At 70.5% G+C, this 24686-nt stretch carries 19 protein-coding genes and 2 tRNA genes; 5 read left to right on the top strand and 16 right to left on the bottom strand.

The window, feature by feature from the left end:
* Positions 1-82 precede the first annotated feature (82 nt).
* Positions 83-1321, bottom strand: coding sequence for a hypothetical protein (locus ACFY2B_RS21635; RefSeq protein WP_390764703.1), 1239 nt, complete (start codon positions 1319-1321; stop codon positions 83-85).
* A 334-nt stretch (positions 1322-1655) separates the two neighbouring features.
* Between ACFY2B_RS21635 and ACFY2B_RS21630 the strand changes: the two genes are divergently transcribed.
* Positions 1656-3131 (top strand): serine/threonine-protein kinase, encoded by a 1476-nt coding sequence (locus ACFY2B_RS21630; protein WP_390764702.1) that lies wholly within the window; start codon positions 1656-1658, stop codon positions 3129-3131.
* A 270-nt stretch (positions 3132-3401) separates the two neighbouring features.
* Here the strand turns inward: ACFY2B_RS21630 and ACFY2B_RS21625 are convergent, their stop codons facing one another.
* On the bottom strand, positions 3402-3698 hold the full coding sequence (locus ACFY2B_RS21625) for a hypothetical protein (protein WP_390764701.1): 297 nt from the start codon (positions 3696-3698) through the stop codon (positions 3402-3404).
* A gap of 630 nt (positions 3699-4328) precedes the next feature.
* Positions 4329-4401, bottom strand: a tRNA-Ala gene (locus ACFY2B_RS21620).
* Between the two features lie 183 nt (positions 4402-4584).
* On the opposite strand from ACFY2B_RS21620, the gene ACFY2B_RS21615 reads away from it, so the two are divergent.
* Positions 4585-5133, top strand: coding sequence for a helix-turn-helix domain-containing protein (locus ACFY2B_RS21615; RefSeq protein WP_376525415.1), 549 nt, complete (start codon positions 4585-4587; stop codon positions 5131-5133).
* Positions 5134-5282: 149 nt separating this feature from the next.
* Entirely contained in the window at positions 5283-7121 is a 1839-nt protein-coding gene (locus ACFY2B_RS21610; RefSeq protein ID WP_390764700.1) for a protein kinase, read from the top strand.
* Between the two features lie 188 nt (positions 7122-7309).
* Here the strand turns inward: ACFY2B_RS21610 and ACFY2B_RS21605 are convergent, their stop codons facing one another.
* Both ACFY2B_RS21605 and ACFY2B_RS21600 read right to left on the bottom strand, forming a co-directional pair.
* Positions 7310-8650 (bottom strand): hypothetical protein, encoded by a 1341-nt coding sequence (locus ACFY2B_RS21605; RefSeq protein ID WP_390764699.1) that lies wholly within the window; start codon positions 8648-8650, stop codon positions 7310-7312.
* A gap of 643 nt (positions 8651-9293) precedes the next feature.
* Positions 9294-9422: a DLW-39 family protein gene (locus tag ACFY2B_RS21600; protein ID WP_003999697.1), complete on the bottom strand. Its 129-nt coding sequence runs from the start codon at positions 9420-9422 to the stop codon at positions 9294-9296.
* Positions 9423-9770: 348 nt separating this feature from the next.
* Here ACFY2B_RS21600 and ACFY2B_RS21595 point away from each other — a divergent pair, with 348 nt between their 5' ends.
* Positions 9771-10109 carry a DUF6344 domain-containing protein gene (locus ACFY2B_RS21595; protein ID WP_390764698.1) on the top strand — a complete coding sequence of 113 codons (339 nt, stop codon included), beginning with the start codon at positions 9771-9773 and terminating at the stop codon, positions 10107-10109.
* 337 nt (positions 10110-10446) lie between these two features.
* Here ACFY2B_RS21595 and ACFY2B_RS21590 read toward each other — a convergent pair whose 3' ends face one another.
* From ACFY2B_RS21590 to ACFY2B_RS21580, 3 genes are all read right to left on the bottom strand, one after another.
* On the bottom strand, positions 10447-10584 hold the full coding sequence (locus ACFY2B_RS21590) for a hypothetical protein (RefSeq protein ID WP_390764697.1): 138 nt from the start codon (positions 10582-10584) through the stop codon (positions 10447-10449).
* A gap of 17 nt (positions 10585-10601) precedes the next feature.
* The gene (locus tag ACFY2B_RS21585) at positions 10602-10790 is read right to left on the bottom strand and encodes a ferredoxin (protein ID WP_390764696.1); all 189 of its coding nucleotides are present in this window, start codon (positions 10788-10790) and stop codon (positions 10602-10604) included.
* A gap of 396 nt (positions 10791-11186) precedes the next feature.
* Entirely contained in the window at positions 11187-11675 is a 489-nt protein-coding gene (locus tag ACFY2B_RS21580) for a hypothetical protein (protein ID WP_390764695.1), read from the bottom strand.
* A 1201-nt stretch (positions 11676-12876) separates the two neighbouring features.
* Here ACFY2B_RS21580 and ACFY2B_RS21575 point away from each other — a divergent pair.
* On the top strand, positions 12877-14184 hold the full coding sequence (locus ACFY2B_RS21575) for an MFS transporter (RefSeq protein ID WP_390764694.1): 1308 nt from the start codon (positions 12877-12879) through the stop codon (positions 14182-14184).
* Positions 14185-14420: 236 nt separating this feature from the next.
* Here the strand turns inward: ACFY2B_RS21575 and ACFY2B_RS21570 are convergent.
* The 8 genes from ACFY2B_RS21570 to dnaN form a co-directional block, all read right to left on the bottom strand.
* Positions 14421-14497, bottom strand: a tRNA-Ile gene (locus ACFY2B_RS21570).
* Positions 14498-14685: 188 nt separating this feature from the next.
* Positions 14686-15519, bottom strand: a complete 834-nt coding sequence (locus tag ACFY2B_RS21565) for a DUF3566 domain-containing protein (RefSeq protein WP_390764693.1) — start codon at positions 15517-15519, stop codon at positions 14686-14688.
* A 20-nt stretch (positions 15520-15539) separates the two neighbouring features.
* Complete coding sequence (gene gyrA, locus ACFY2B_RS21560) at positions 15540-18137, bottom strand: DNA gyrase subunit A (RefSeq protein ID WP_390764692.1); 2598 nt, start codon at positions 18135-18137, stop codon at positions 15540-15542.
* A 42-nt stretch (positions 18138-18179) separates the two neighbouring features.
* Positions 18180-20240: a DNA topoisomerase (ATP-hydrolyzing) subunit B gene (gene gyrB / locus ACFY2B_RS21555; protein WP_390764691.1), complete on the bottom strand. Its 2061-nt coding sequence runs from the start codon at positions 20238-20240 to the stop codon at positions 18180-18182.
* A 469-nt stretch (positions 20241-20709) separates the two neighbouring features.
* On the bottom strand, positions 20710-21252 hold the full coding sequence (locus ACFY2B_RS21550; protein WP_376525404.1) for a DUF721 domain-containing protein: 543 nt from the start codon (positions 21250-21252) through the stop codon (positions 20710-20712).
* Positions 21249-22409, bottom strand: a complete 1161-nt coding sequence (recF, locus tag ACFY2B_RS21545) for a DNA replication/repair protein RecF (RefSeq protein WP_390764690.1) — start codon at positions 22407-22409, stop codon at positions 21249-21251. Before recF ends, ACFY2B_RS21550 begins: the two co-directional genes overlap by 4 nt.
* 53 nt (positions 22410-22462) lie before the next feature.
* Positions 22463-23338 (bottom strand): phosphogluconate dehydrogenase (NAD(+)-dependent, decarboxylating), encoded by an 876-nt coding sequence (gene gnd / locus ACFY2B_RS21540; protein WP_390764689.1) that lies wholly within the window; start codon positions 23336-23338, stop codon positions 22463-22465.
* Positions 23339-23483: 145 nt separating this feature from the next.
* A complete protein-coding gene (gene dnaN / locus ACFY2B_RS21535) occupies positions 23484-24614 on the bottom strand; it encodes a DNA polymerase III subunit beta (RefSeq protein WP_376525401.1) in 1131 nt (376 codons plus the stop codon).
* Positions 24615-24686 lie beyond the last annotated feature (72 nt).

Genomic DNA, 24686 nt, shown 5'->3' with positions numbered 1-24686 from the left:
CACCGGGCGCCTCCCCCTCCACGCTTGCCGCCGAACAGGATCATCGTGGCAGACCCGTGCATCGGCCTCCAGAGCGCGCGGCTCAGTGCAGGACCGGCCCGCATCGCCCTTCCCCCATGGAATCGGGAGATACAGAATTTTCCGATGATTTCAGTGACCCAGGAGATTCCGGAGATTCGGTAGATTCCGGAGATTCCCGAGTTCCCGGAGATCCGGGAGATCCGGGAGATCCGGGAGATGCCGAAGATCCTGGCGAAGCGGCCGGGGCCAGGGCCGGTAGGGGCACTGGGGGCCGTGGTGGGCGTGCGGGGGAATTCGCCGGGGACGCGTCGGCTTCCGGCAGGGGCGCAGGGGTGGCGGGTGGATTCGAGTCGGGGCTGGGTGAGGGTACCGGGGCAGGGCTCGGGGAGCGGGCAGGCGCAGGAGAGGGAGCCTCGGGGGCGTGGGTGCGGCCGGGGACACGAAGACCGAGCCGCTCCGACCGCCGGGGGAGCCATGGGGGGAAACGCAAGGCTGCCCACTCCGGCCGCCGGGGGAAACGCGGGGCTGCCCACTCCGGCCGCCAGGGGAAACGCAAGGCTTCCCGCTCCGGCCGCAGCGGGAACCGGCGGCCGAGCCACTGTGGCCGGTGACCGTGCAGGAGGCCGAGGACGATCGCGACGGCCACCGCGATCAGATGCTCACGGCCGGCCAGGTTGGGTACTGCGATCGACTCCCACACCATCGACCCGCCGGTGAGGGTGAACACCACCGGAGCGCGCCGGACGACGGAGAGGTAGGTGAACAGGCCCACCACCGCGGCGGACGGCCCGGTGTCCAGGACCTGCCCGATCCCGGGCGGCAGCCCCAGCCCCCACCAGCCCGGCCCGAGCGCGATCATCACCCGCACCGACAGGGTGCCGGCCAGCGTGGCCGCGTACGCCACCGCGAGCGTACGGGCCCGGCCCAGGGCGAGTTCGGCCAGCGCGAACGCCAGGAACAACTGGGTGATACCAGCCCAGACCGGCAGATCGAGAGCGGGTACGTAGAGGGACACCGGCGTACGCAGCAGGGCGACCCACAGCGGCAGATCGGCGGTGACCCCGCCCACCCGCCACACCACCAGCGCACCCGTCGGCCGCTGAGCCAGGTCGTGGAAGAAGATGACCCCGAACGCCGCCACGAACGCCAGCGAGAGCCCGGACGGCCCGCGCCGCCGAAGCTGCCGCAGCGGTTCGACGACGATCCCCTGCCACTCGCCGCGCAGCGTACGGCCCACGAACCTCGCCGCACGCAGCAGCAGGTCCCGCGGCTGCCCGCGCCCGGCCCCGCTCACGCCCACGAAAGCCCGCGGTACGTCATGATCGGTTCGCCCCCACCCGTAATGACCCCCGGTCACCCATTCCGGGCACCATCGTATAGATCGTCCGTACCGTACGACCGGGCAGTACCCGGTCTCTATCGAACGACCGAGCGATGCCCGTAGTGCCCGCCGGGACGGAGCCGGAAGCCCCGCGGCCCTCCCCGGGTGCCCCCGCGGGACGGAGCCGGGATCGGACGGCCCGCACCGGCAAGTAGGCTGAGCCCGCTGCGGCACCCCCACCAACACCGCCCCACGCACAGAGTGTTGGCCTGCGGCGACAGGAGTTGGCCCACGGCGTGAGGATGAAGGACAGGTGCTGATAGCGGGCCGGTATCGGCCGCAGACCACCCTCGGGCGCGGAGCGATGGGTGAGGTCTGGCAGGCACGGGACGAGACGCTCGACAGAGATGTGGCGATCAAGTTCCTGCTGGCCCAGGGCTCCGACGCCACCGCCACCGCCCGATTCCGGCTGGAGGCGCAGACCGCGGGACGGCTCGACCACCCCCATGTGGTGGGGGTCCTGGACTTTGGTGCTCATGAGGACCGGCTGTTCCTGGTGATGGAACTGGTCGAGGGCGACAGCCTCGCGCACGTGCTGGCCAGTGCGGGTTCGCTGCCCCCGGAGCGGGTGGCCCGCATCGCGGCCGAGGCGGCGGCCGGCCTGACCGCCGCGCACCAGCAGGGGATCGTGCACCGCGACATCAAGCCCGGGAACCTGCTGCTCGCCGCCGACGGCTCCCTCAAGATCGGCGACTTCGGCATCGCCCGCTTCATGGACGACCCGGCGGGCGGCCTCACCGCGACCGGCCAGATCGTCGGCACCAGCCTGTACCTGGCGCCCGAACGCGCCCTGGGCCGGAACGCCGGGCCGCCGTCCGACGTGTACTCCCTGGGCTGTGTGCTCTACCAACTCCTCACCGGCCGACCGCCCTTCGAGGCCGACACGGCGGTCGCCATCCTCCACCACCACCTCGACACCGCGCCCACCCCGCCCCGGCAGTACGGCGTCGACATGCCGCCCGCGCTGGAGAACTACCTGCTCGGCATGCTCGCCAAGCAGCCCGAAGCCCGCCCCACCGCGGCCCAGGTCGCCGGCTGGTTCGGCGTCGACTCCTGGCGTGGGCACCGCGAACCGCTCCCGCCCGCCGAGCCCCGGCAGTCCGGCAGGCGCGCAGCCGGCCCGGGCGGCCCCGGACCCGGCCCTGCCACCGCCGGTCCGACACCCCAGGCAGCGGCCCGGCACACGGCCGCCGGCCCGGGCGGGAGGCCGGGCGCCGCCGCGGCCGGGCGGACCGGCAGTGGTCCGGGCAACCGGGGCGGCCGAGCGGGCGGCGGTCGCGGCAGCCGAGCGGGCGCCGGTCCGGTCGGGCATCCGGGCGCGGGCGCGCTCGGACCGGTCGGCGGCGGGACGACAGCCCGGCACCCATCCGCCGAACCGGGCCCCGCGACCACCTACGCGCTGCCGAACTCCAGCGCCCACGCCGCCCTGCCCCGCCGGGGCCGCAGCCGTAGCCCCGCACTGCGGCTCCTCGTCACCCGCAGCCCCAGACTGGTGGGTGCCATCGCCGCGGCGGTGCTTTTCCTGGCCGCGCTGCTGATCGGCATGGCCTTGTTCTCGGCCGGCTCCGGCTCGGCGGAGACCTCCGGACCCGACCCGTCGCCCTCCACCGGTTCCACGGCCGGGTCCACCGGTCCGCCGTCCGCGGACCAGGCCCCGGCCGGCGCCACGAACGACTCCGGGAAGAACCACACCCAGCAGGACGACGAGGCCGACAACGACAACGATTGACCCGGCCGGGAAGCACCACGCGTCACGCGCGCCTTCGTGGCCGGTCCAGCAGTGCCACCAGCGGCCCGGCCGACGCGCCCGTCCCGACCCGAGGAGCGCGGAAGACCACCCGGCAGCCGCACCCGACGCCCGGCCTACCGCCGCCCGGCGGCCCGGCCGGACACCGATCCGACCGAGACGGACCGGGACGGACCGGGATTGATCGGGACCAAGGGGACTGACCAGGACCAACCAGGACCGTCCCATACGGTGAACCGTCCCGACCGTGCGTCAGTTGTAGTAGACGCTTTCCCCGAACTCGAAGACCTGCGTCTGCCCGGGCGGGACGACCCCGATCACCGACCCCCGGCAGTCGCGCTGGTCGAAGACGAGCGCGGGAGCATCAGTCGTGTTCCGGACGATCAGGGGGAACCTGTCGGCGTTGACGCATCCCCGTGCCGCGACGCGGTGTGCGGGGGCGGCCTCCGCCGTCGAACCCGGTGTTGCGGCCAGCGCCGCGGGCGCCCCCAACGTCGTCGCCAGCAGCGTCGCGGCCCCGCTCAGAGCCAGGGCCATACGCGTCTTCATGAATGCCTCCCGAAGTGGTGGACGACGCGATCACTCGTCCGTTCGTCACACACCCGGAAGACGTTGAGCCAAACCACTCCGGATGGGGGCACCCGACGCGAACTCCTGCTCACCACGAGCGGAAGGAAGTTCCGAACCGGCCGCCGAGCCGACCGGGGGCGTTCTCATGCACCCCGTCCTCGACAAGAGGCTCTACTTGTCTGTTATTTGACCTTTAGTTCTGTTGCTGCGTCTTTGTATCCGTTGTTTGACTTTTGCCGCTATTGCTTGGTCTTTGAGTCTACTGCTGGGTGACTCGGTCAGAGCAGCCACCCCATCCCCATCCTCTGGGCGCGGTGGGGCGGTCTGCGCTTGTACGGACGCCCCCGCCGAGTAACGCAGAGGAAATCGCCGCCTGCGGGCCGGGGTCTCCCCATCCGGGAGCCGCAGGAACGACAAGCCTGCGGCTGGCGCGAGAGTGGGAGTTACGCCACCTTCGTCCCGTCTGCACTCCAGGACGACGAGCGCATTGATCACGCCCTCAGGCAGGGACGGGCAATCCATGATCGTTCGGGGTTGTGGGGCCCTGCACGGTTTCTGATCATGGAAGTGCCCTCCGAGATTCGTCCTCGGAGGGCACCTGACCTGCGGTGGAGCCTAGGGGAGTCGAACCCCTGACATCTGCCATGCAAAGACAGCGCTCTACCAACTGAGCTAAGGCCCCTGGTGAAAGACGTCCGTCACGAGCATCACGCTCGGGTCGGCGCCGCAGACCAGAGTACCGGGTCACCCCCGGGATCTCGCAAAAAAGATGGGGGTCCCTGGAAACGACCACGCTCCGTAAGATGCTCGGCGTGGTTCGCTACAGCGAACCACGTTTCTTGGGGAAGCGATGGGGAGACGCGAAATGGACGCCGCACAGCAGGAAGCCACCGCCAGAGCGCGGGAGCTGCAGCGGAACTGGTACGGAGAGCCGTTGGGGGCGCTCTTTCGAAAGCTCATAGACGATCTCGGACTCAACCAGGCCCGCCTCGCGGCGGTACTGGGACTGTCCGCTCCGATGCTGTCACAGCTGATGAGCGGCCAGCGCGCCAAGATCGGCAATCCCGCGGTGGTCCAGCGGGTGCAGCTGCTGCAGGACCTGGCGGCGCAGGTCGCGGACGGCAGTGTCAGCGCGGCCGAGGCGACCGACCGCATGGAGGAGATCAAGAAGTCGCAGGGGGGCTCCATGCTCAGCAACACCACACAGACGACGAGCGTTTCGGGCGCGCCGACGGTCAAGCGGGTGGTCCGCGAGATCCAGTCGCTGCTGCGCTCGGTGGCCGCCGCGGGGGACATCATCGAGGCCGCCGACTCCCTCGCCCCGAGCCACCCCGAACTGGCAGAGTTCCTCCGGGTGTACGGCGCGGGCCGCACCTCCGACGCCGTCGCGCACTACCAGTCCCACCAGAGCTGACTCCCCCGGTCCGTCCATCGGAGGGGGTCCGGCGGACGGGCCGACGCAGCGGGGGAGTGCCTGAGAGCACGACAAGGGGTCGTATCACTCATCTCGGGGGAAGCAAGAGGGGCAAGGGGGAACCGCAGGGGGAGGAGCGACGGACAGCCATGGGTGAGGTCTTCGCCGGCCGGTACGAACTGGCCGACCCGATCGGACACGGAGGCGTCGGCGCCGTCTGGCGTGCCTGGGACCACCGTCGCCGCCGCTATGTCGCCGCCAAGGTGCTCCAGCAACGCGACGCCCACTCCCTCCTGCGGTTCGTACGGGAACAGGCCCTGCGGATCGATCACCCCCATGTCCTTGCTCCGGCCAGTTGGGCCGCCGACGACGACAAGGTCCTGTTCACCATGGACCTCGTCGCCGGCGGCTCGCTCGTCCACCTGGTCGGCGACTACGGCCCGCTGCCGCCGGCCGTCGTCTGCACCCTGCTCGACCAGCTCCTGTCCGGCCTCGCCGCGGTGCACGAGGAAGGTGTCGTGCACCGCGACATCAAGCCAGCCAACATCCTGCTGGAAGCCACCGGAACCGGCCGGCCACGGCTGCGCCTGTCGGACTTCGGCATCGCCATGCGGCTCGGCGAACCGCGGCTGACCGAGACCAACCTCGTGGTGGGAACGCCGGGCTATCTCGCGCCCGAGCAGATGCTGGGCGCGGAACCCGACTTTCCCGCCGACCTGTTCGCCGCGGGCCTGGTCGCGCTGTATCTGCTGGAGGGCGCCAAGCCCGACGCGAAGGCCCTCGTCCAGTACTTCGCCGAGCGCGGGACGCCGGGTGCGCCCAAGGGCGTCCCCGAGCCGCTCTGGCAGGTGGTGTCGACGCTGCTGCAACCGGATCCGGTGGCCCGTTTCCGCACCGCCACGGGTGCCCGCAAGGCGCTCGTCTCGGCCATGGAACTCCTGCCGGAGCCCGGCCCCGACGACGAGTTGATCGAGATCTTCGACCAACTTGGCCCACTTCCTCCCGGTTTCGGACCCGAGGGCCCCCTCAAGCCCGCGTCGGGCGTGGACGTCGAGGCGGAGGGGAATGCCGGAACCCGACCCGGGCAGCCGGGACCGGCCGCGCCGGGCGGCGCGTCCGGAGCCTGGACAGCCGGAGAGGGGGTCTGGACGGCCGGAGCCGGGGTCTCTGGTGCAGCGGTCTCCGGTGCCTCTTTCTCCAGTTCCGCGGTCTCCGGCGTCGGCAGGGGCCATGGCCCATTCGGCGCGCAGGACATGTCCGCTTCGGTGCACGACCACCCCACGCAGGACCCGTACCGTGTCTCGGGTCGGACCGGGCCCGCCGGCACGGGCTCCGTACCCGGCTCTCCGGAAGCGCCCGCATCCGTCGATCCGCGCGAGGCCACCGGTCCGCAGTCGGCCGGTATGTCGGACACCGGGAGCTTCCATCTGCCGCCTCCGCAGCCCGCCCGGCCGCACGGCACCCAATCGCCTCCGACACCGGCCGCCCAGCCCTACGTCCCGCTGCCGCAGCAGGCCGACCAACACGTCGACCACCACATCGACCACCAGGCCGATCACCAGACTGCGCAGCCGCAACCCCAGCACCCCGCGCAAGCACAACCGCCAACGGTGACCGTGCCCAACCCCGGACACTCCTCGGCCTCCCCCTCCCCCTACGTCTCCCCCCATGCCCTTTCCTCCCCCCATCCGCAGACCCCGTGGAACCCTGCTCAGGCCCTGCCGCCGGAACAGCCGCGCCGCGTTGACGCCCCTACTGTTTCGTACACCGCTCAGAGCCCGCGGGTTCCCGATTCCGCGCCGGAATCTCTCGCACCCGTGCCGGATCACGTGCCCCTGCCGGAATCTCCGGCACCCGCGCCGCACCGCGCCACGCGCCACGCGCGCCGTGCCCGCCGTCCCGGCCCTCCGGCGAAGGCCGCGATACCGATCCTCCTTCTCGCGCTGGCCTGCTACGCCGTGGGCTTCTGGGCCCTGACCCGCGTCTGAGCGGCGAGCGGCGAGCGGCGAGCGGCGAGCGCCGGTCAGTGTCTTAGCGCCGGTCAGCGTCTGAGCCGCGATCCGTGGAGAAAGGGCGATCCACGGAGGGAGGGACGGTCCACGTCGGAGCAGCAGTCCGTGGAGGAGAGGCGATCCGCGTCTGAGCGGCGGCACTCGTCCTCGGCGACGGACCGGGGCTAGGCGCGGGTCCGTCGCCGGGCCGCCACCGTCCACACCCCGAGCACCAGCAGCAGCACGCTCCCCATGCCGATGCCGCCGGTCGCGAGCGCCCGCATCGCGGTGTTCCCCCCGCCGTCGGTCCGCCCGGTCACGGCCGCCTCCCGGTCCTGGGCCGTGACGTCGAAGACGTCCCGCGGCTCGGGCTGCCCGGCGTACCCGGGGGCGGTGTGCGGAGTACCGCTGAGACGCACGCGCAATGTCACCCCGAAGGGGCCCTGGCCGAACGTGTCGGCCATCCCCTCGCTGAGGTGCACGACGAGGTAGTACGAGCCGGCGAAGCGCATGGAGTTCACCTCGTCGGGCACGGCGTACCGGTTGCGGTACTCGACGGGCGGCAGGGGATCGAGGGCGGCCTCCTGCTGGCTGCCGTTGTAACTGAGGGCCGCGTCGTCGACGTAGCCGCGTACGGGGTTGTGGAGCGTCAGGTCGAGGGCGCCGCTGACATAGCCGCCCGACCCCGTCGTACTGCCGAGGTCGGCGGTGGCGTGCACCTGCTGGCCCCAGTCGACCGGCACCTTGTAGAAGAGGGTCTGTCCGGGCCGCAGGTCCGTCTGCCACACCCCCTGCTCCAAGGCCCGCGCCGTGGCGAAGCCCGCTCCGCCGGTCCGCCGCCGGGGCTCGCCGGTGACCGGCTCGGGCGAGGCGGAGTCCCACACCTCGGGTGCGCTGGTGCTCCCGGACCGCGTCAGACCCGGCTCGGCCACCGGCGCCAATTCCAGGTCCCAGGCCCCGGAGCCGGAACCCGGGTCGGAGGCCGAACCCGAGCCGGATCCTGAAGCCGAGTCGGACGCGCCACCCGAGCCGGATGTATCGGGTGTTTCCAGGCGTTCGACCAGCACGTAGTACGTACCCGCCCCCTGGCACAGGGTCTTGCCGGCCTCGCGCATCCCCAGTGCCGTGACCGGCCGGGGGCTCAGGCCGGCGCCGAAGCGCGCCGAAGCGTAGGAGCAGGAACCGCCGGTGGCGTCCTGCACCGACACCCTGATGCCGTCGCTGGCCGAGACGGTGGCACGGGCGGGGGGTATGGCGGTCACGGGGACGTACGCGGTCGTCGGCGCCTGGAGTTCCAGACGGTAGTAGAGCTTGCGATTCCCCGCGAGGGAACTCCGGTAGGTTTCGCCCGGTTCCAGCCGCGCCGCGTCCGTGGTGCTCGCCGCTCCGGTGACGGTACGGGCGCCGGGCGTGAAGGCGTACCCCGGGGAATCCTCGGTCGCCGCGCCCGAGCCCGAGCCCACGCCCGCCGACGCGGTCGCGGCCGCGGCCGGCGTACCCGGCAGCAGCGCGACAGCGCACAACACAGCCAACGTCCCGACTGCCGCCGCACCACGCACGGCGGTGCCGGGCGCCCGACGGCGCCACCGGGTTCGCCCGGACCACCACCACGCCGTATGCCGCCCCATTCCGCGCCACCCCTCGTCGTGTCCCGCAGTTCGCCCCGCCGCCGGGACGCACATCCGTCCGTCGACGGGACGCATATACAGCGGGAAGCCGGATACCGCACGTCGGCACGCACCACACGCCGTCGTACACCACACGGCGCCGCGCACGACAGGTTGTCGTACACCGCACGGCGCCGCGCCGCACGCCGTCGTACACCGCATGCCGTCACGCACCACGCGCACGCACCACACGCACCACACGCACCGCACGCACCGCACGCACCGCACGCCCCGTACGCCACACGCCGCCGCCCCGCACGTCGTCCTACGCCGCTCGCGGCCGACGGACCGCCAGGAGAGCTGTCTCCGCCGCCGCGCCGCACCGCCCGTATGGACCGTGGCCCATCCTGCCCAACGCGCACCCGGGTCATCCCGCCGATCCGTGCGGCCGTCCGAAACGCCCCGCTCGTGGGCGGCCCCTACCCCGTCATCGGCGTCCAGGCAACACAAAACCCCGACCGCAGGGGCGGCCGGGGTCCGATTCAGTTTCTGGTGTCTTTGTTCACGAACCCGTGGGCACGGAGTCAGTCGCCTCCGTCCACAGATCCTGCTCGGCGCGATCCGCCTGGATCTGGCGGTACACGAGGAGCCCGCCGATGGCGGCCAGTGCGACCAGGAGAAGCTTCTTCACCGCGCGACCTCGTCTTTCCTTGACGTAGGGGACCTCTGCCGCCCGACTATACACACCGACCGATATCGGTCGGTGACCTGAGCCGGGTCCCAACTCCCGCCCTCAAAACCGCAATAGACCAGGTCGGCGGGTCCTTCACCGCAGAGTGATCATCCTTCCACACAGCGTCACTTTGCTCCCCTTTCATCCAGTGCCACCCATATTTGGGAGCTTTTCTTCTGATCTGAGCCCATTCGAGTGGTGTTCATCTGAACATCGACGCGCCACGGGCCCAGGTCCACCACTTTGCGACGCTCATACACATCATGAGGAAAGTACGCAAATCGCCCAACCTGAAAGTGAGGGGTCATGGCCCGCACCACCACGGTCATGAAGCTGTGGACCGCCATCGTCACCGCCTTCCTCGCGCTGTGCACGGCGCTCGGACTCGGCACCGCCGCCACCGCGGCGGCCGCACCGCAGATCGAAGCTCCGCTCAAGAGCGCCGCACCCGCGCCGGCACCGGCGGCGGCCCAGTTCTCCTGGTCCAGATCCTGGGCCCGGGCCGGCACGCTGCCCCCGACGATGAAGCAACGGATCGGCGCCGAGGCCCACGGCAAGTCCCCGAGTTGCCGCCACCGCCCCCTCGAAGACACGTCAGCGAACGCCCCGACCGAAGCGGAAGCCGACGCGCCACTCACCTGCTGACCCGGGGCCCCTCCACCGCGAGAAGTACGCGTGATCAAGAAATACGCGTGATGACGTAATGCAGCGGCAGGAACACCAAAGACGCAGTGCCGTCGTGACGCAGTGCCCGGGACACCCGGGGCGGCGGAACGGCAAGGGCCGCGGGACAGCGTGCCTCCGCTACACAGCAACAACGCACCACAGCAACACCGTGATGCCGCGACGTAACGGCGTAGCGACGTAGCGAGCAACACCTTTCAAAGGCGAATTGCGTACAGCTTCACATCGCCAGAAGCCCCCGGCCTCCCCCCGGCCGGGGCCTTCGCATGCCCGCTTTCCCCGGCCCGCAGATACGGATTCAGCCCCGGGCCACCAGGACCGCCTTGCCGAACGAGCGCGGCGCGGCCCGCACATAGCGGCGGCCGAGCGTCACCAAGGTCTCCACCACAGGAGTGCCCAGGTTCTCCACCCCGGAGCTGCCCGAAGTCTCCACCACCGGACTGCGTATCCCCGCTACTCGGTGACGCTGATCGCCTGGGAGGGGCACCGCTCGGCCGCGTCCCGCACGAGCGCCTTGTCTTCGCCGCCCTCGCGACCGGGGCGTACGACGCCGTATCCGTCCTCGAACGCGAAGACGGACGGCACCCGGTGGGCGCACTCGCCGGAGCCGTAACAGAGGTTGCGGTCGATGGAGACTGTCATGCGCACTCCCGTCGCGAGCGGGCATCGCCCCCCGATCGGGTACGACCGGCGATGCGGACCAAGGGACCTGACCTACAACGACGTCACTGCCCTCGCAACGGTCCGGCGAATCGGACTTGGACGCCCCGAAACCCGGGCCCGGCCCCGGAAGTCCCCGGAACCGGTCCGGACCCGGACCTCGGGCCCACATCCGGGCCCAAATCCGGGCCCGAACCCGACACAGATCCGGAAAGGACGCGGACACGATGGCGCGGCCAAGCAGGCTGTGCGACATCCGCTCCGGTTCGGCAGCGCCCTGAAGGGGCGCGGGGAACCACGTGACCAGCCACGACGGCGCCGCAGACGAACGACGGCACACCGCGGAACTTCCACTTCGCGGCACTTCCAGCGAAGCGCTCAGCCCTCGCCGCCGGCGGTCGCGAGCCAGTGGGCGACCCTGCGCAGGGTGGTCTCGTCCAGTCGGTCGACGAGGGTCTGTACGGCGGTGAGATCGTCCGGCGCGAGGTCGTAGAGGCCCGCCTTGCCCAGTCCCGCCATGAGCACCTGATGCCGCCGGTCGTCCATCCGTTCCGCGAGCTTGCTCTGCGGCTCCACTCGCTCGCTCGCCTCGCTCGCCTCGTCGGCGCGGTCGACGGGCTCAGCGGGCGACGGCCCCGCCGAAACGGGAGACGCCACGTCCCCGGCAGACGCCACGTCCCCGGGGGACGCCACGGAGCGTTCGGCCCGGTGCCACGCGCCGTCCCGCGGCCCCCACAGGACGACGACCGGTTCGCCACCACGCGCGCGTACGGTCTGAGTCATCTCGCCCACCGCGTGCAGCACCGGGGAACGATGCGGCGACTCGGCGCCGATCCGCCATGCCGCCGAGGCCGGCTCGTAGAACATCGCAACCCAGCGAGGGGTACCCGAAGGCTCCGGGCTCTGGAGACGTGATTCCACCGCGCTCACCCTTTCGGAAGCATCCCTGACGGCCGACCATAACTGACGGATCGTCAGATTCACAGGGCGAGGCAGGGACGCTCAGGGCGTACCGACGTAGAGGCGTACGGGCGCATGAACGTAGACGCGTACGCAATGGCGTACGACTTGCGGCGCGCCCGCGGGTTTCGGCCACCCCGGCCGCCGAAACCCCGCCGTCCGGCACTGGTCCCTCCCCACGCGGGGACCAGTGCCGGACGCTGCGGGCGGCATCGATCCGCGCCGAGCCGACGGGATGAGCGCGGATCGGAGGATCGGGGGCCCGGTGGTCAGCGCGACAGCCGTCGGAAGCGGCCGGGGTCACGCGCCTCTCGGACCTGCGGTCGGGATGTCGGGCTCACCGCGTCACGTCCGGGCTTACGGTCGGGCTTGCGCGTCCTGCCAGGTCCGCGTGGCCGGACCCGCGCCGCCGTGCGACGACTTGGGTCGAAGGTGGCCGAGAATATACGGCGCCATGAGCTGTTCTCCGAAGCTCTGGGGTGCTGACCTGTCCGGACAGCGAGTAACCGGTCGGCTACTGTATCGCGATCCTGCCATCTGCGGCGCATCGCAACGAGAGTCTGGCGTCCACCCCCGGACATAGCCGCAGGTCAGCCGTAGAGAGCGAGTTTTCCATCAGCGACTGGCGGCTGGCCGAGAACGTACCGGCCCGGTTCGGCACCCTCGCCGCGGTGCTCCAGGTGCTGATCCCCGGGGTGCGGAAGCCCTCGTCGACCAGCTCCGCGGCGCGGAACTGACGGGCGGCCCGGTCATGCTGGTGGGCGCGCCGGGGGCGGGAAAGTCGTCCCGCCCGGCAGGGACCGACCACACCACGGACCCCAACCGGAACGGACCGCATCCCCCACCCCACCCGAACGGATCGCACCACCGACGGCAGAACGCCGGCCGGCGGCAGCGGCGACGACACACACCGCCCCGTGATCCAGATCACAACTCCCGGTCGCCGATCGGCAGTTGGCCCCCACGGCCCGACCGGCCTTGTTACCCTTGGCCATAGCTCGACCGCTGGTGCATCCCCCGTCGCCAGCGGTCGAGCGTTTTCCTGTCCTGCCGGGTGATGGCCGGTTTGCCGAACACCACCCGCGCCCCCGCCCTACAGTGCGACGCCGTGACGTCCTCCACCCCACGCTCCGGCCACCCGCACGACCAGCGATCCCACCAGTTCCTGCTGCTCGCCTCGGCCCGTGTCATCTCGGTGCTCGGCAACGGCTTCGCCCGCGTGGCGCTCGGTTTCGCCGTGCTGGCCCTGCCCGGGGCGACACCCGCACGGCTGTCGCTGGTCCTGGCCTGCCAGGCACTGCCGCAGCTGGTGTTCATCCTGGTCGGCGGGGTGCTCGCGGACCGGATGTCGCGCGCGCGGTTGATGGTCCTGGCCGATCTCGCCGGCGCCGCCGCCTACGCGGGCCTCGCCGCCCTGGCACTGTCCGGCCACGCGCCCCTCGTCCTCATGTGCGCGCTGGCGGTGGTGGCCGGCACCGCGACCGCCCTGTTCTCCCCCGCCATGGACGGCGTGGTGCCGCTGGTCGTGCCCGCCGACCGGCTCCAGCAGGCCAACGGACTGCTCCGGGTGGGCACCAACATCTCCCTGCTTCTCGGTCTCGCCCTGTCCGGGCTCACCGTCGCCTGGATCGGAGCCGGCTGGGCACTCGCCCTGAACGCCGCGTCCTTCGTCGTCAGCGCCGCCCTCACCGCCCGCCTGCGTGTGCCGGGCCGCCCGGCGAAGACGTCCTCGGGCTGGGACGACCTGCGGGAGGGCTGGCGCGAGTTCTCCTCCCGGCAGTGGCTGTGGGTGGTCGTCGCCCAGTACGCGGTCGTGGTCGCCGCGCTGAACGCCAACGCGGGCGTACTGGGTCCCCTGATCGCCGAGGAGGATCTGGGCGGGGCCCGTGCCTGGTCGATCATCGTCGCCGCCCAGGCGCTCGGCACCATCGCCGGGGCCGGACTGGCCACCCGCGTCCGGGTGCGGCGACCGGTCCTCGTGGCGGTGGTGGCCACCTTCCCGGCTGCCGTGCCGACCGCCCTGCTCGCCGCGTCGGCCCCGGTCTGGCTGACGACGACGGTCATGTTCTGCTCGGGGGTCTCCTCCGACGTCTTCGCCGTGCTGTGGTCCACCACCATCCAGCGCGAGATCCCCGAAGCGGCCCTGTCCCGCGTCAGCTCCTACGACTGGTTCGGCTCCCTGGCCTTCGCCCCGCTCGGCCTCCTCGTGGCCGGCCCCACGGCGGACCTCACCGGCACCAGACCCGCGTTGGCCGCCTGTGCCACCCTCATCGCCCTGGCCACGGCCGCGGCCCTCCTCTCCCCCCAGGTCCGCGGCCTCACCTCCACCGCGCCCGGCCCCACCCCCGAACCGGCCACCGCCCCGGCCGCACCGGGCACCGACCTCCCCGAACCCTCCGAACATGGGCAAGGCTGAATAAAGACACCGCTGAAATGGGGACACCGCGCACGTGTCACGCACCGGTAGCAAGGCAACGAGCCGAAAACCGCGGACGGCCGACGGATCACAGGGATCCGTCGGCCGTCCGACGAGGTGTCACAGCAAGGCGATCGACCGCTGCGGCGTCCACTGCACCCCACCTGCCCCTGACGCTTGGCGCCCACCGTCACACCAAAAGACCCCCGGCCCTGATGGACCGGAGGTCTTCTCGCTGGTGGGGCTAACAGGATTTGAACCTGTGGCCTCATCCTTATCAGGGATGCGCTCTAACCAACTGAGCTATAGCCCCGCCGCGCTCTGCGGTGTGTGTCCCGCGCGCTGACCCCTGAAGATTAGCGCACGACCGGGGCAGTCCCAAAATCGGTTGTCGCAGGCTGCACGGCAGAGGTTTGGCATCGCAGTGGCCTGGAAAGTCACGCGTCCCGGGCGGCCCGTGACGCGTCCCCGGCGACCCGTCACGCGTTCCGGGGCAGCCCGTCACTCGTCCTCGGCGAGCGTCAGCTCGACGCCGCCGACGAAGCCCGCGGACAGGTTGTAGATGAACGCGCCCAGCGTGGCCAGTGCCGTCGCCAGGACGACGTCGATGACCGCGATGATCGCCGTGAACGTCAGGACCTTCGGCAGCGACAGGAAGGACTGCAGGTCAAAGCCATTCCCCTCGTTCGAGCCGGTCGCCTCGGAGATGGTGCCGCCGACCGTCGAGAAGACGCCCATCGCGTCCAGGACCATCCACAGCACCGCCGAGGCGACGATCGTGCAGATGCCGAGCGCGATCGAGAGCAGGAAGCTGACCTTCATCACCGACCACGGGTCCGCCTTGGCCACGCGCAGGCGCGCCTTGCGGGTGCGCGGCGTGGTCCGTGCGCCGGTGCGCGGCCGGCGCGTGGACCCCGTCGAGGAGGAGGTCTGCGCCGAGTACGCCTGCGGCGGGTGATAGGGCCCGGTGGGCTGCTGCTGCCGCTCACCGGGCAGCGGCGAGGCGCCCTGCGCCTCACCTGCCGGCGGCTGCGCACCGGGGGTGGCCGGGCCCACCCCAGCGCCGTAATGCTGGGTGTGCGGGCCTCGGGTGTCCGTCACAGTTCCCCCCTGGGATCCATGAGTATCGGGCGAGTGCGGGTCGGTCGCGGGCGACTTGACCGGCTGGAGATTGGTCGTGTGCGGATCCACCGTGTTCATAGGGTTCACAGCGTTCCCGGCGTTCCCGGCGTTCCCGGCGTCCGCGGCGGAGCCACGGCCGCCGTCGTCCGTTCCCGTACCGGAATCGGTCCCGGTCGAGGTACCGACCGAACCGGCGCCCGTGGCTCCGCTCACGATGACACACACTCCTCGTGCTACTCGGCCGAGGATGCCTCACCCTCGTCCGTGCCGGTGGCCGCGACGTCCTCGGCGGTTTCGTCCACGGCCACGTCGCCGTCGACTTCCTCCGCCTCACGCCCCGCCTCGGCGTTACGTGCGATACCGACGACGGCATCGCGCTTGCCCAGGTTGATCAGTTGGACGCCCATGGTGTCACGGCCCGTCTCCCTGACCTCGTTGACTCGCGTACGAATCACACCGCCGGACAGGGTGATGGCGAGGATTTCGTCACTCTCCTCGACGATCAGCGCGCCGACGAGCGAACCGCGGTCCTCCACGATCTTGGCGGCCTTGATACCCAGGCCGCCGCGGCCCTGGACGCGGTACTCGTCGACGGCGGTCCGCTTCGCGTACCCGCCGTCCGTGGCAGTGAACACGAACGTACCGGGTCGAACGACATTCATCGAGAGAAGCTCGTCGCCCTCGCGGAAACTCATCCCCTTGACACCCGAGGTCGCCCGGCCCATCGGCCGCAGCGTCTCGTCCGAGGCGGTGAACCTGATCGACTGCGCCTTCTTGCTGATCAGGACCAGATCGTCGTCCGCCGAGACCAGTTCGGCCCCGATCAGTTCGTCATCGGAACCGTCCTCCCGCTCGCGCAGGTTGATCGCGATGACACCACCGGAACGCGGCGAATCGTAATCCTTCAGAGGCGTCTTCTTGACCAGGCCCGCCTTGGTGGCCAGGACAAGGTACGGCGCGGCCTCGTAGTCGCGGATCGCCAGGATCTCGGCGATCGCCTCGTCCGGCTGGAAGGCCAGCAGGTTCGCCACGTGCTGGCCGCGCGCGTCCCGGCCGGCGTCCGGCAGCTCGTACGCCTTGGCCCGGTAGACCCGCCCCTTGTTGGTGAAGAACAGCAGCCAGTGGTGGGTGGTCGAAACGAAGAAGTGGTCGACGATGTCGTCTTCCTTCAGCTTCGTGCCGCGTACGCCCTTGCCGCCGCGCTTCTGTGCCCGGTAGTCGTCCGTCTTCGTCCGCTTCACGTAGCCGCCGCGGCTGACGGTGACGACGATGTCCTCCTCGGCGATCAGGTCCTCGATGGACATGTCACCGTCGTAAGGCACCAGCATGGTCTTGCGGTCGTCGCCGTACTTCTCGACGATCGCGGCCAGTTCCTCGCTGACGATGCCGCGCTGGCGGACCGGCGAGGCGAGGATCTCGTTGTACTCGGTGATCTTCGCCTGGAGTTCGTCGTGCTCCTGGACGATCTTCTGGCGCTCCAGGGCGGCCAGCCGGCGCAGCTGCATCTCCAGGATGGCGTTCGCCTGGATCTCGTCGATCTCCAGCAGGCCCATCAGGCCCGTGCGCGCCACCTCGACGGTCGCACTGCCCCTGATCAGCGCGATGACCTCGTCGATGGCGTCCAGGGCCTTGAGCAGGCCGCGCAGGATGTGCGCCCGCTCCTCGGCCTTGCGCAGCCGGAAGCGCGTACGGCGGACGACGACCTCGATCTGGTGCGTCACCCAGTGCCGGATGAACGCGTCCAGGGACAGGGTGCGGGGCACTCCGTCGACCAGCGCCAGCATGTTGGCGCCGAAGTTCGTCTGAAGGTCGGTGTGCTTGTACAGGTTGTTCAGGACGACCTTGGCGACCGCGTCCCGCTTGAGGACGATCACCAGGCGCTGGCCGGTGCGCGAGGACGTCTCGTCACGGACGTCCGCGATCCCGCCGACCTTGCCGTCCTTGACCAGGTCGGCGATCTTCTGCGCGAGATTGTCCGGGTTGACCTGGTACGGCAGTTCGGTGACCACCAGGCACTGCCGGTTCTGGATCTCCTCGACCTCGACGACCGCACGCATGGTGATCGAGCCACGGCCGGTGCGGTACGCCTCCTCGATGCCCTTGCGGCCCACCACCAGCGCACCGGTCGGGAAGTCCGGGCCCTTGATGCGCTCGATGAGGGCGTCGAGCAGTTCCTCGTGCGAGGCGTCGGGGTTCTCCAGGCACCACTGGGCGCCCGCCGCGACCTCGCGCAGGTTGTGCGGCGGGATGTTGGTCGCCATGCCGACCGCGATGCCCGCCGAGCCGTTGATCAGCAGGTTCGGGAACCGGGCGGGCAGGACGGTCGGCTCCTGCGAACGGCCGTCGTAGTTGTCCGTGAAGTCGACGGTGTCCTCGTCGATGTCCCGGACCATCTCCATCGACAGCGGCGCCATCTTGCACTCGGTGTAGCGCATGGCGGCCGCCGGGTCGTTGCCCGGAGAGCCGAAGTTGCCGTTGGAGTCGACGAGCGGCATCCGCATCGCCCACGGCTGGGCCAGTCGCACCAGCGCGTCGTAGATCGAGCTGTCGCCGTGCGGGTGGTAGTTGCCCATGACGTCGCCGACCACGCGGGCGCACTTGTAGAAGCCGCGCTCCGGCCGGTACCCGCCGTCGTACATGGCGTACAGCACCCGCCGGTGGACGGGCTTGAGACCGTCCCGGACATCGGGCAGCGCACGCGAGACGATGACGGACATCGCGTAGTCCAGATACGAACGCTGCATCTCCGTTTCGAGCCCGACGGGCTCGATGCGCATGGTGGTGTCGCCGCCCTCTGCCTCGGGCGTGACTGGAGTGTTCTCGTCGGCCATTGCTGGTGAAGATCCTTCCCGGTGCGGTCAGCAGAGACCGACTCAGATGTCGAGGAAGCGAACGTCCTTGGCGTTGCGCTGGATGAACTGGCGGCGGGCCTCGACGTCCTCGCCCATCAGGACCGAGAACAGGTCGTCGGCCTGGGCGGCGTCGTCGAGGGTGACCTGGCCGAGGACACGGTGGTCGACGTCCATCGTCGTCACGCGCAGCTCCTCGGCGTTCATCTCGCCGAGGCCCTTGAAGCGCTGGATCGAGTCCTCCCTGATGCGCTTGCCGCGCTGGCGGCCCAGCTCCAGGAGCGCGTCGCGCTCACGGTCGGAGTACGCGTACTCGACGTCCTCCCGGCCCCACTTGATCTTGTAGAGCGGCGGGCGGGAGAGGAACACATGGCCCCGCTCCACCAGGTCCCGCATGAAGCGGAACAGGAAGGTCAGCAGCAGGGTGTTGATGTGCTGGCCGTCGACGTCGGCGTCCGCCATCAGAATGATCTTGTGATAGCGGAGCTTCTCGATGTCGAAGTCCTCGTGCACACCCGTGCCGAAGGCGGAGATCAGCGCCTGGATCTCCTGGTTCTGGAGGATCTTGTCGATCCTGGCCTTCTCGACGTTGAGGATCTTGCCGCGGATCGGGAGGATCGCCTGGTACTGCGGGTTGCGGCCGGACTTGGCCGAACCACCGGCGGAGTCACCCTCGACGATGAAGATCTCGCACTTGGTGGGATCGTTCGACTGGCAGTCGGAGAGCTTGCCCGGCAGCGACGCCGACTCCAACAGGCCCTTGCGACGGGTCAGATCCCGCGCCTTGCGGGCCGCCACGCGCGCGGTGGCCGCCTGGATGCCCTTGCGGATGATGTCCGAGGCTTCGTTCGGGTTGCGGTCCAGCCAGTCGTTGAGGTGCTCGTAGACGGCCTTCTGGACGAAGGTCTTGGCCTCCGTGTTGCCCAGCTTGGTCTTCGTCTGGCCCTCGAACTGCGGCTCGCTCAGCTTCACCGAGATGATCGCGGTCAGGCCCTCGCGGATGTCGTCGCCCGTGAGGTTGTCGTCCTTCTCCCGCAGCAGCTTCTTGTCCCGCGCGTACTTGTTGATCAGCGAGGTCAGCGCCGCCCGGAAGCCCTCCTCGTGCGTACCGCCCTCATGGGTGTGGATGATGTTCGCGAAGGAGTACACGCCCTCGCTGTAGCCGCTGTTCCACTGCATCGCGACCTCGAGGGACAGGCTCTTGTCCTTGTCCTCGGCCTCCAGGTCGATGACGGTGGGGTGCACCACGTCGCCCTTGCGGGAGTTGAGGTACTTCACGAAGTCGACGATGCCGCCCTCGTAGTGGTACGTGACCGACTTGACCTCGTCCTTCTCGTCGGCCCCCGCCTCGTCCGCGCCGGCGGTCGCCTTCGCGGACTCGCGCTCGTCGGTGAGCCGGATGAACAGGCCCTTGTTGAGGAACGCCATCTCCTGGAAGCGCCGCGACAGCGTCTCGAAGGAGTAGTCGGTGGTCTCGAAGATCTCCGCGTCGGCCCAGAACGTGACCGAGGTGCCGGTCTCGCCCGTCTCCTCGTGCTCGGCGAGCGGGGCGGTCGGCACGCCCATCTTGTAGTCCTGCGTCCAGCGCCGGCCGTCGGTCCTGACCTCGACCGACACCTTGCTGGACAGCGCGTTGACGACGGAGACGCCGACGCCGTGCAGACCACCGGAGACCGCGTAGCCGCCGCCGCCGAACTTGCCGCCCGCGTGCAGCACGGTCAGCACGACCTCCAGGGCCGGCTTCCCCTCGGAGGGGACGATGCCCACCGGGATGCCGCGGCCGTTGTCGACGACGCGGACGCCGCCGTCGGCGAGGATCGTCACGTCGATCGTGTCCGCGTACCCGGCCAGCGCCTCGTCGACCGAGTTGTCGACGACCTCGTACACGAGGTGGTGCAGACCGCGCTCGCCGGTCGAGCCGATGTACATACCGGGTCGCTTGCGAACCGCGTCCAGACCCTCAAGCACGGTGATCGCGCTGGCGTCGTACGAAGCGGTGACGTCGCCGTTCGACGAGGTCACCGCGCCGTCGGCGCCGGCGTCGGGGGACGGGATGTTCTCGTTGAGGTTGCCGGAATCGGCCACGAAGCGCCCTTTCTGGCACAGCACGAGCCGAACTCGTCGGCAGGTTGCCGGAGCGGCTGCGGCATGTTGCGTTGGTAAGCCCTGAATCAGCGGTGCTCAGCTTTTCCCGGACGGTCCCCACGTTTGGGGCGGGATTGGCTTCCAGTCTACCGGTAGCGCCGACAGTGATGGGGGTTTGCCGGTACCTGAGTCCCCATGTGCCGCCCTCAACCGGTCTCGGCCGGGTACCGATATACGGATGGGGGCTCCAAGAGGCTCACAGCGCCACTCAGCGCTTCGAGCTGTCAACCCCCGGCTACTCCACGGTCAGGTCACGTTCCGGGCCCCCGCGCGATCCCCCGGCCGGGCGACCCTCCATGATCCGGAAAGCCCGCCGGACCAGCGAATATGTGAAGTCGGTCACCCACTCGGCCGCGCCCGCCCAGGCCCGTTCCGCAGCCCCGTCCGCCACCTCTCGGCGACGCGTCGGTCACCCATAGGTGTCGCCGGGGCCCCTGCTGCCCGGGGCACGAAGGGGGCCGTAGCGACGTGTGGGGCCACCGGGACCGAACACCTTGATCGACTTCACCGTCCCGTGTCCCAGATCCTCGTTGAGGCGTGCCACCAGCGTCGGCGCGAGCAACCGTAGCTGCGTCGCCCAGGCCGTGGAGTCGCACTGCACCGCCAGCACGCACTCCTCCTCGTCGTACCGCTGCGGCACACAGTGCTTGGCCAGGTCGTCGCCGACGATCTGCGGCCAGCGGCCCATCACCCCGCCCACCGCGGCCGGCGCCTCCCAGCCGCGCTCGGTGATCAACCGGTTGATCGCGGCGCCCAGTGCCATCGGATCGCGGCCGTCGGCGCGCGCGCCGGAGCGCAGACCCCCGCGCCGCGCCTGCTTCTTCTGCCGCACCGCGTCCCCACGCGCGCGTGCCGCCTCCTTCGCCGCGCGCAGCGCCACGCGCGCGAGATCGACGCCCGAGGGCTCGGGGGAGTGCTCGGGCCGCGCGGGGGCGGGCTCGTCCGTACTCACGCGCGCTCCACCGTCCCGTCCGACACCGTGTACCGGGCCCCTGCCAGCACGTGCGGCACGTCGTCGTCGACCGCGGCGGTCACCAGCACCTGCTCACCCGGCGCGACCAGTTCCGCGAGCCGCTCCCGGCGGCGGGCGTCCAGTTCGGCGAAGACGTCGTCCAGCACGAGCACCGGTTCGTTGCCCTCCGAGCGCAGCAGGTCGTACGAGGCCAGCCGCAACGCCAGCGCGTACGACCAGGACTCGCCGTGCGAGGCGTAGCCCTTGGCCGGCAGCCGGCCGAGCTTGAGGACCACATCGTCGCGATGCGGGCCGACGAGGGTGACACCGCGCTCGATCTCCTGCTTGCGCGCCTCCGCGAGCGCCGCCATCAGCTGCCCGTACAGCTCCTCGCGGGTATGGGCCTCGCCCGGCGCCGACGGCTTGTACTCCAGGGCGACCGGGCCGCCCCCGGGAGCCAGTTGCTCGTACGCCTTGTCGGCCAGCGGTTCGAGCGCGGAGATCAGGTCGAGCCGCTGGGCGAGCAGTTCGGCGCCCGCGCGCGCGAGATGCTGGTCCCAGATGTCGAGCGTGGACAGATCCGCCCCGGCGCCCGGATTCCCCCGCCCAGGGGCTTCCCCGGTCCGGCCGCCGCCGTGCCTGCGGGCCAACGCCGCCGACTTCAGGAGCGTGTTGCGCTGCTTCAGGACCCGCTCGTAGTCCGAACGCACCCCCGCCATGCGCGGCGCGCGGGCCGTGATCAGCTCGTCGAGGAAGCGCCGCCGCTCACCCGGATCGCCCTTGACCAGTGCCAGGTCCTCGGGCGCGAACAGCACGGTCCGTACGATCCCCAGCACGTCCCGCGGCCGGACCTGCGACGACCGGTTGATGCGGGCGCGGTTCGCCTTGCCCGGGTTCACCTCCAGCTCGACCAGTTGCTGCCGCTCGCCCTGCCTGACCTGGGCGCGGATGACCGCACGCTCGGCCCCCATGCGGACCAGCGGGGCGTCCGAGGCGACCCGGTGGCTGCCGAGGGTGGCCAGATAGCCGACCGCCTCGACGAGGTTCGTCTTGCCCTGCCCGTTGGGGCCGACGAACGCGGTGACGCCCGGGTCGAGCGGGACCTCGACCCGGGCGTACGAGCGGAAGTCGGCCAGCGAAAGATGCGTGACGTGCATGGTCGTGCGCCGACCTCCCCCAGGCTTGTGGACCGGAACCCCGGCCCTGTGGATTACTTCTTCGCCACCGCGTGGCCGCCGAACTGGTTCCGCAGCGCCGCGATCATCTTCATCTGCGGCGAGTCGTCCTGCCGCGAGGCGAACCGCGCGAACAGCGATGCGGTGATCGCGGGCAGCGGCACCGCGTGGTCTATGGCGGCCTCCACCGTCCACCGTCCCTCGCCGGAGTCCTGTGCATAACCCTTCAGCCCGGCCAGGTGCTCGTCCGCGTCGAGGGCGTTCACCGCGAGATCGAGCAGCCAGGAACGGATCACCGTCCCCTGCTGCCAGGAGCGGAAGACCTCACGCACGTCCGTGACGGAGTCGGCCTTCTCCAGCAGCTCCCAGCCCTCGGCGTATGCCTGCATCATCGCGTACTCGATGCCGTTGTGGACCATCTTCGCGAAGTGGCCCGCGCCGACCTGCCCGGCGTGCACCGCGCCGAAGTCGCCCTCTGGCTTGAGCGCTTCGAAGACCGGCCGCACCTTGGCGACATGCTCCGCGTCGCCTCCGTACATCAGGGCGTAGCCGTTCTCCAGCCCCCAGACCCCGCCCGAGACACCGCAGTCGACGAAGCCTATGCCCTTGGCCGCCAGTTCCCCGGCGTGCCTCTCGTCGTCCGTCCAGCGGGAGTTGCCGCCGTCCACGACGACGTCGCCCGGCTCCAGCAACCCGGCCAGTTCGTCGACCGTGGACTGGGTGGCCTCGCCGGCCGGCACCATCACCCAGACCACGCGCGGCCCGGACAGTTTGCCCACAAGCTCCTCCAGGCTGTGGACATCGGCGAGGTCCGCGTTGCGGTCGTATCCGATGACGGTGTGGCCCGCGCGGCGGATCCGCTCGCGCATGTTGCCGCCCATCTTGCCGAGGCCGACGAGACCGAGCTCCATCTGATTGGTGTCCTTCGGTAGCTGTGTGACGGATGGGGCACACGTTCGTACCCGCGGCTGAGCCTAGACCCGGACCGCCGTGCACAGCTGTGGGCATACGCGCTCATACGTACGCCCTCACCTGGGGCTTTGCGGGACGCGAGGATCAGCCGCTGAGGCGCACCGGCATGATCAGGTACTTGTAGGTCTCGTCCGCCTCGGCGTCCACCGCGGGCCTGCCGCTGAGCAGCGCGGGCTTCGTGGACGTGGTGAACGACAGCTGGGCCACCGGCGAGTCGATGGCGCTGAGCCCGTCGAGCAGGAAGGTGGGGTTGAAGGCGACGGAGATGTCGTCGCCGTCCAGTTGCGCGTCCACTCTTTCCACAGCCTGTGCGTCGTCGCTGGAGCCCGCCTCCAGGATCAGCACGCCCTGCTCGAAGCTGAGCCGCACCGGGGTGTTGCGCTCGGCGACCAGGGCCACACGCTTGACGGCCTCCACGAAGGGGGCGGTCTCGATCACCGCGACCGAGTTGAACTCGGTCGGGAACAGCGTGCGGTACTTCGGCAGGTCGCCTTCCAGCAGACGCGTGGTCGTCCGCCGGCCCGCGCCCTCGAAACCGATCAGCCCCTCGCCCGCTCCGGAGCCGGACAGGGCAAGCGTGACGCTGTCGCCGCTGGTCAGCGCCTTGGCGGTGTCCAGGAGCGTCTTGGCGGGCACCAGGGCGACCGCCGACGTGTCCGGGTTCTCGGGCTTCCACAGGAACTCGCGGACCGCGAAGCGGTAGCGGTCGGTGGAGGCCAGCGTGACCGTGTCGCCCTCGATCTCGATGCGCACACCGGTGAGGACGGGCAGCGTGTCGTCGCGACCGGCCGCGATGGCGACCTGCGCGACGGCGGCGGCGAAGACCTCGCCGGGGACCGTGCCCGTCGCGACCGGCATCTGCGGCAGGGAGGGGTACTCCTCCACGGGCAGGGTGTGGAGGGTGAAGCGCGAGGAGCCGCAGACCACCGTCGCCCGTACACCGTCTGTGGAAATCTCCACCGGGCGGTTGGGGAGGGCGCGGCAGATGTCGGCCAGGAGGCGGCCGGAGACGAGGACCGTGCCCTCCTCCTCGACCTCCGCGTCGACGCTCACCCGCGCGGAGACCTCGTAGTCGAAGCCGGACAGGCTCAGCTGGCCGTCCTCGGCCTTGAGCAGGAGGCCGGCGAGGACAGGCGCCGGCGGACGGGCCGGGAGGCTGCGTGCCGCCCAGGCCACTGCCTCCGCGAGTACGTCGCGTTCCACCCGGATCTTCACCGTAAGCCGCCTCCTGCTGTTGCCACTGAGCCCTACGACGCGGTGTCGCTGTCCCCAGGGTGGGGAAGAACA

The sequence above is a fragment of the Streptomyces sp. NPDC001270 genome (genome assembly GCF_042896695.1).
In the GTDB taxonomy this organism is placed as follows: domain Bacteria; phylum Actinomycetota; class Actinomycetes; order Streptomycetales; family Streptomycetaceae; genus Streptomyces.
This window is presented reverse-complemented; position numbering and strand designations above follow the sequence as displayed.

What these genes read in the sequence shown, in the direction of transcription:
- ACFY2B_RS21585 (WP_390764696.1), bottom strand. Translation starts at nt 10,790, where the DNA reads ATGACAGTCTCCATCGACCGCAACCTCTGTTACGGCTCCGGCGAGTGC.
- ACFY2B_RS21610 (WP_390764700.1), top strand. Translation starts at nt 5,283, where the DNA reads ATGGGTGAGGTCTTCGCCGGCCGGTACGAACTGGCCGACCCGATCGGA.
- ACFY2B_RS21580 (WP_390764695.1), bottom strand. Translation starts at nt 11,675, where the DNA reads ATGTTCTACGAGCCGGCCTCGGCGGCATGGCGGATCGGCGCCGAGTCG.
- recF (WP_390764690.1), bottom strand. Translation starts at nt 22,409, where the DNA reads ATGCACGTCACGCATCTTTCGCTGGCCGACTTCCGCTCGTACGCCCGG.
- ACFY2B_RS21595 (WP_390764698.1), top strand. Translation starts at nt 9,771, where the DNA reads ATGGCCCGCACCACCACGGTCATGAAGCTGTGGACCGCCATCGTCACC.
- ACFY2B_RS21625 (WP_390764701.1), bottom strand. Translation starts at nt 3,698, where the DNA reads ATGAAGACGCGTATGGCCCTGGCTCTGAGCGGGGCCGCGACGCTGCTG.
- gyrA (WP_390764692.1), bottom strand. Translation starts at nt 18,137, where the DNA reads ATGGCCGACGAGAACACTCCAGTCACGCCCGAGGCAGAGGGCGGCGAC.
- gnd (WP_390764689.1), bottom strand. Translation starts at nt 23,338, where the DNA reads ATGGAGCTCGGTCTCGTCGGCCTCGGCAAGATGGGCGGCAACATGCGC.
- ACFY2B_RS21615 (WP_376525415.1), top strand. Translation starts at nt 4,585, where the DNA reads ATGGACGCCGCACAGCAGGAAGCCACCGCCAGAGCGCGGGAGCTGCAG.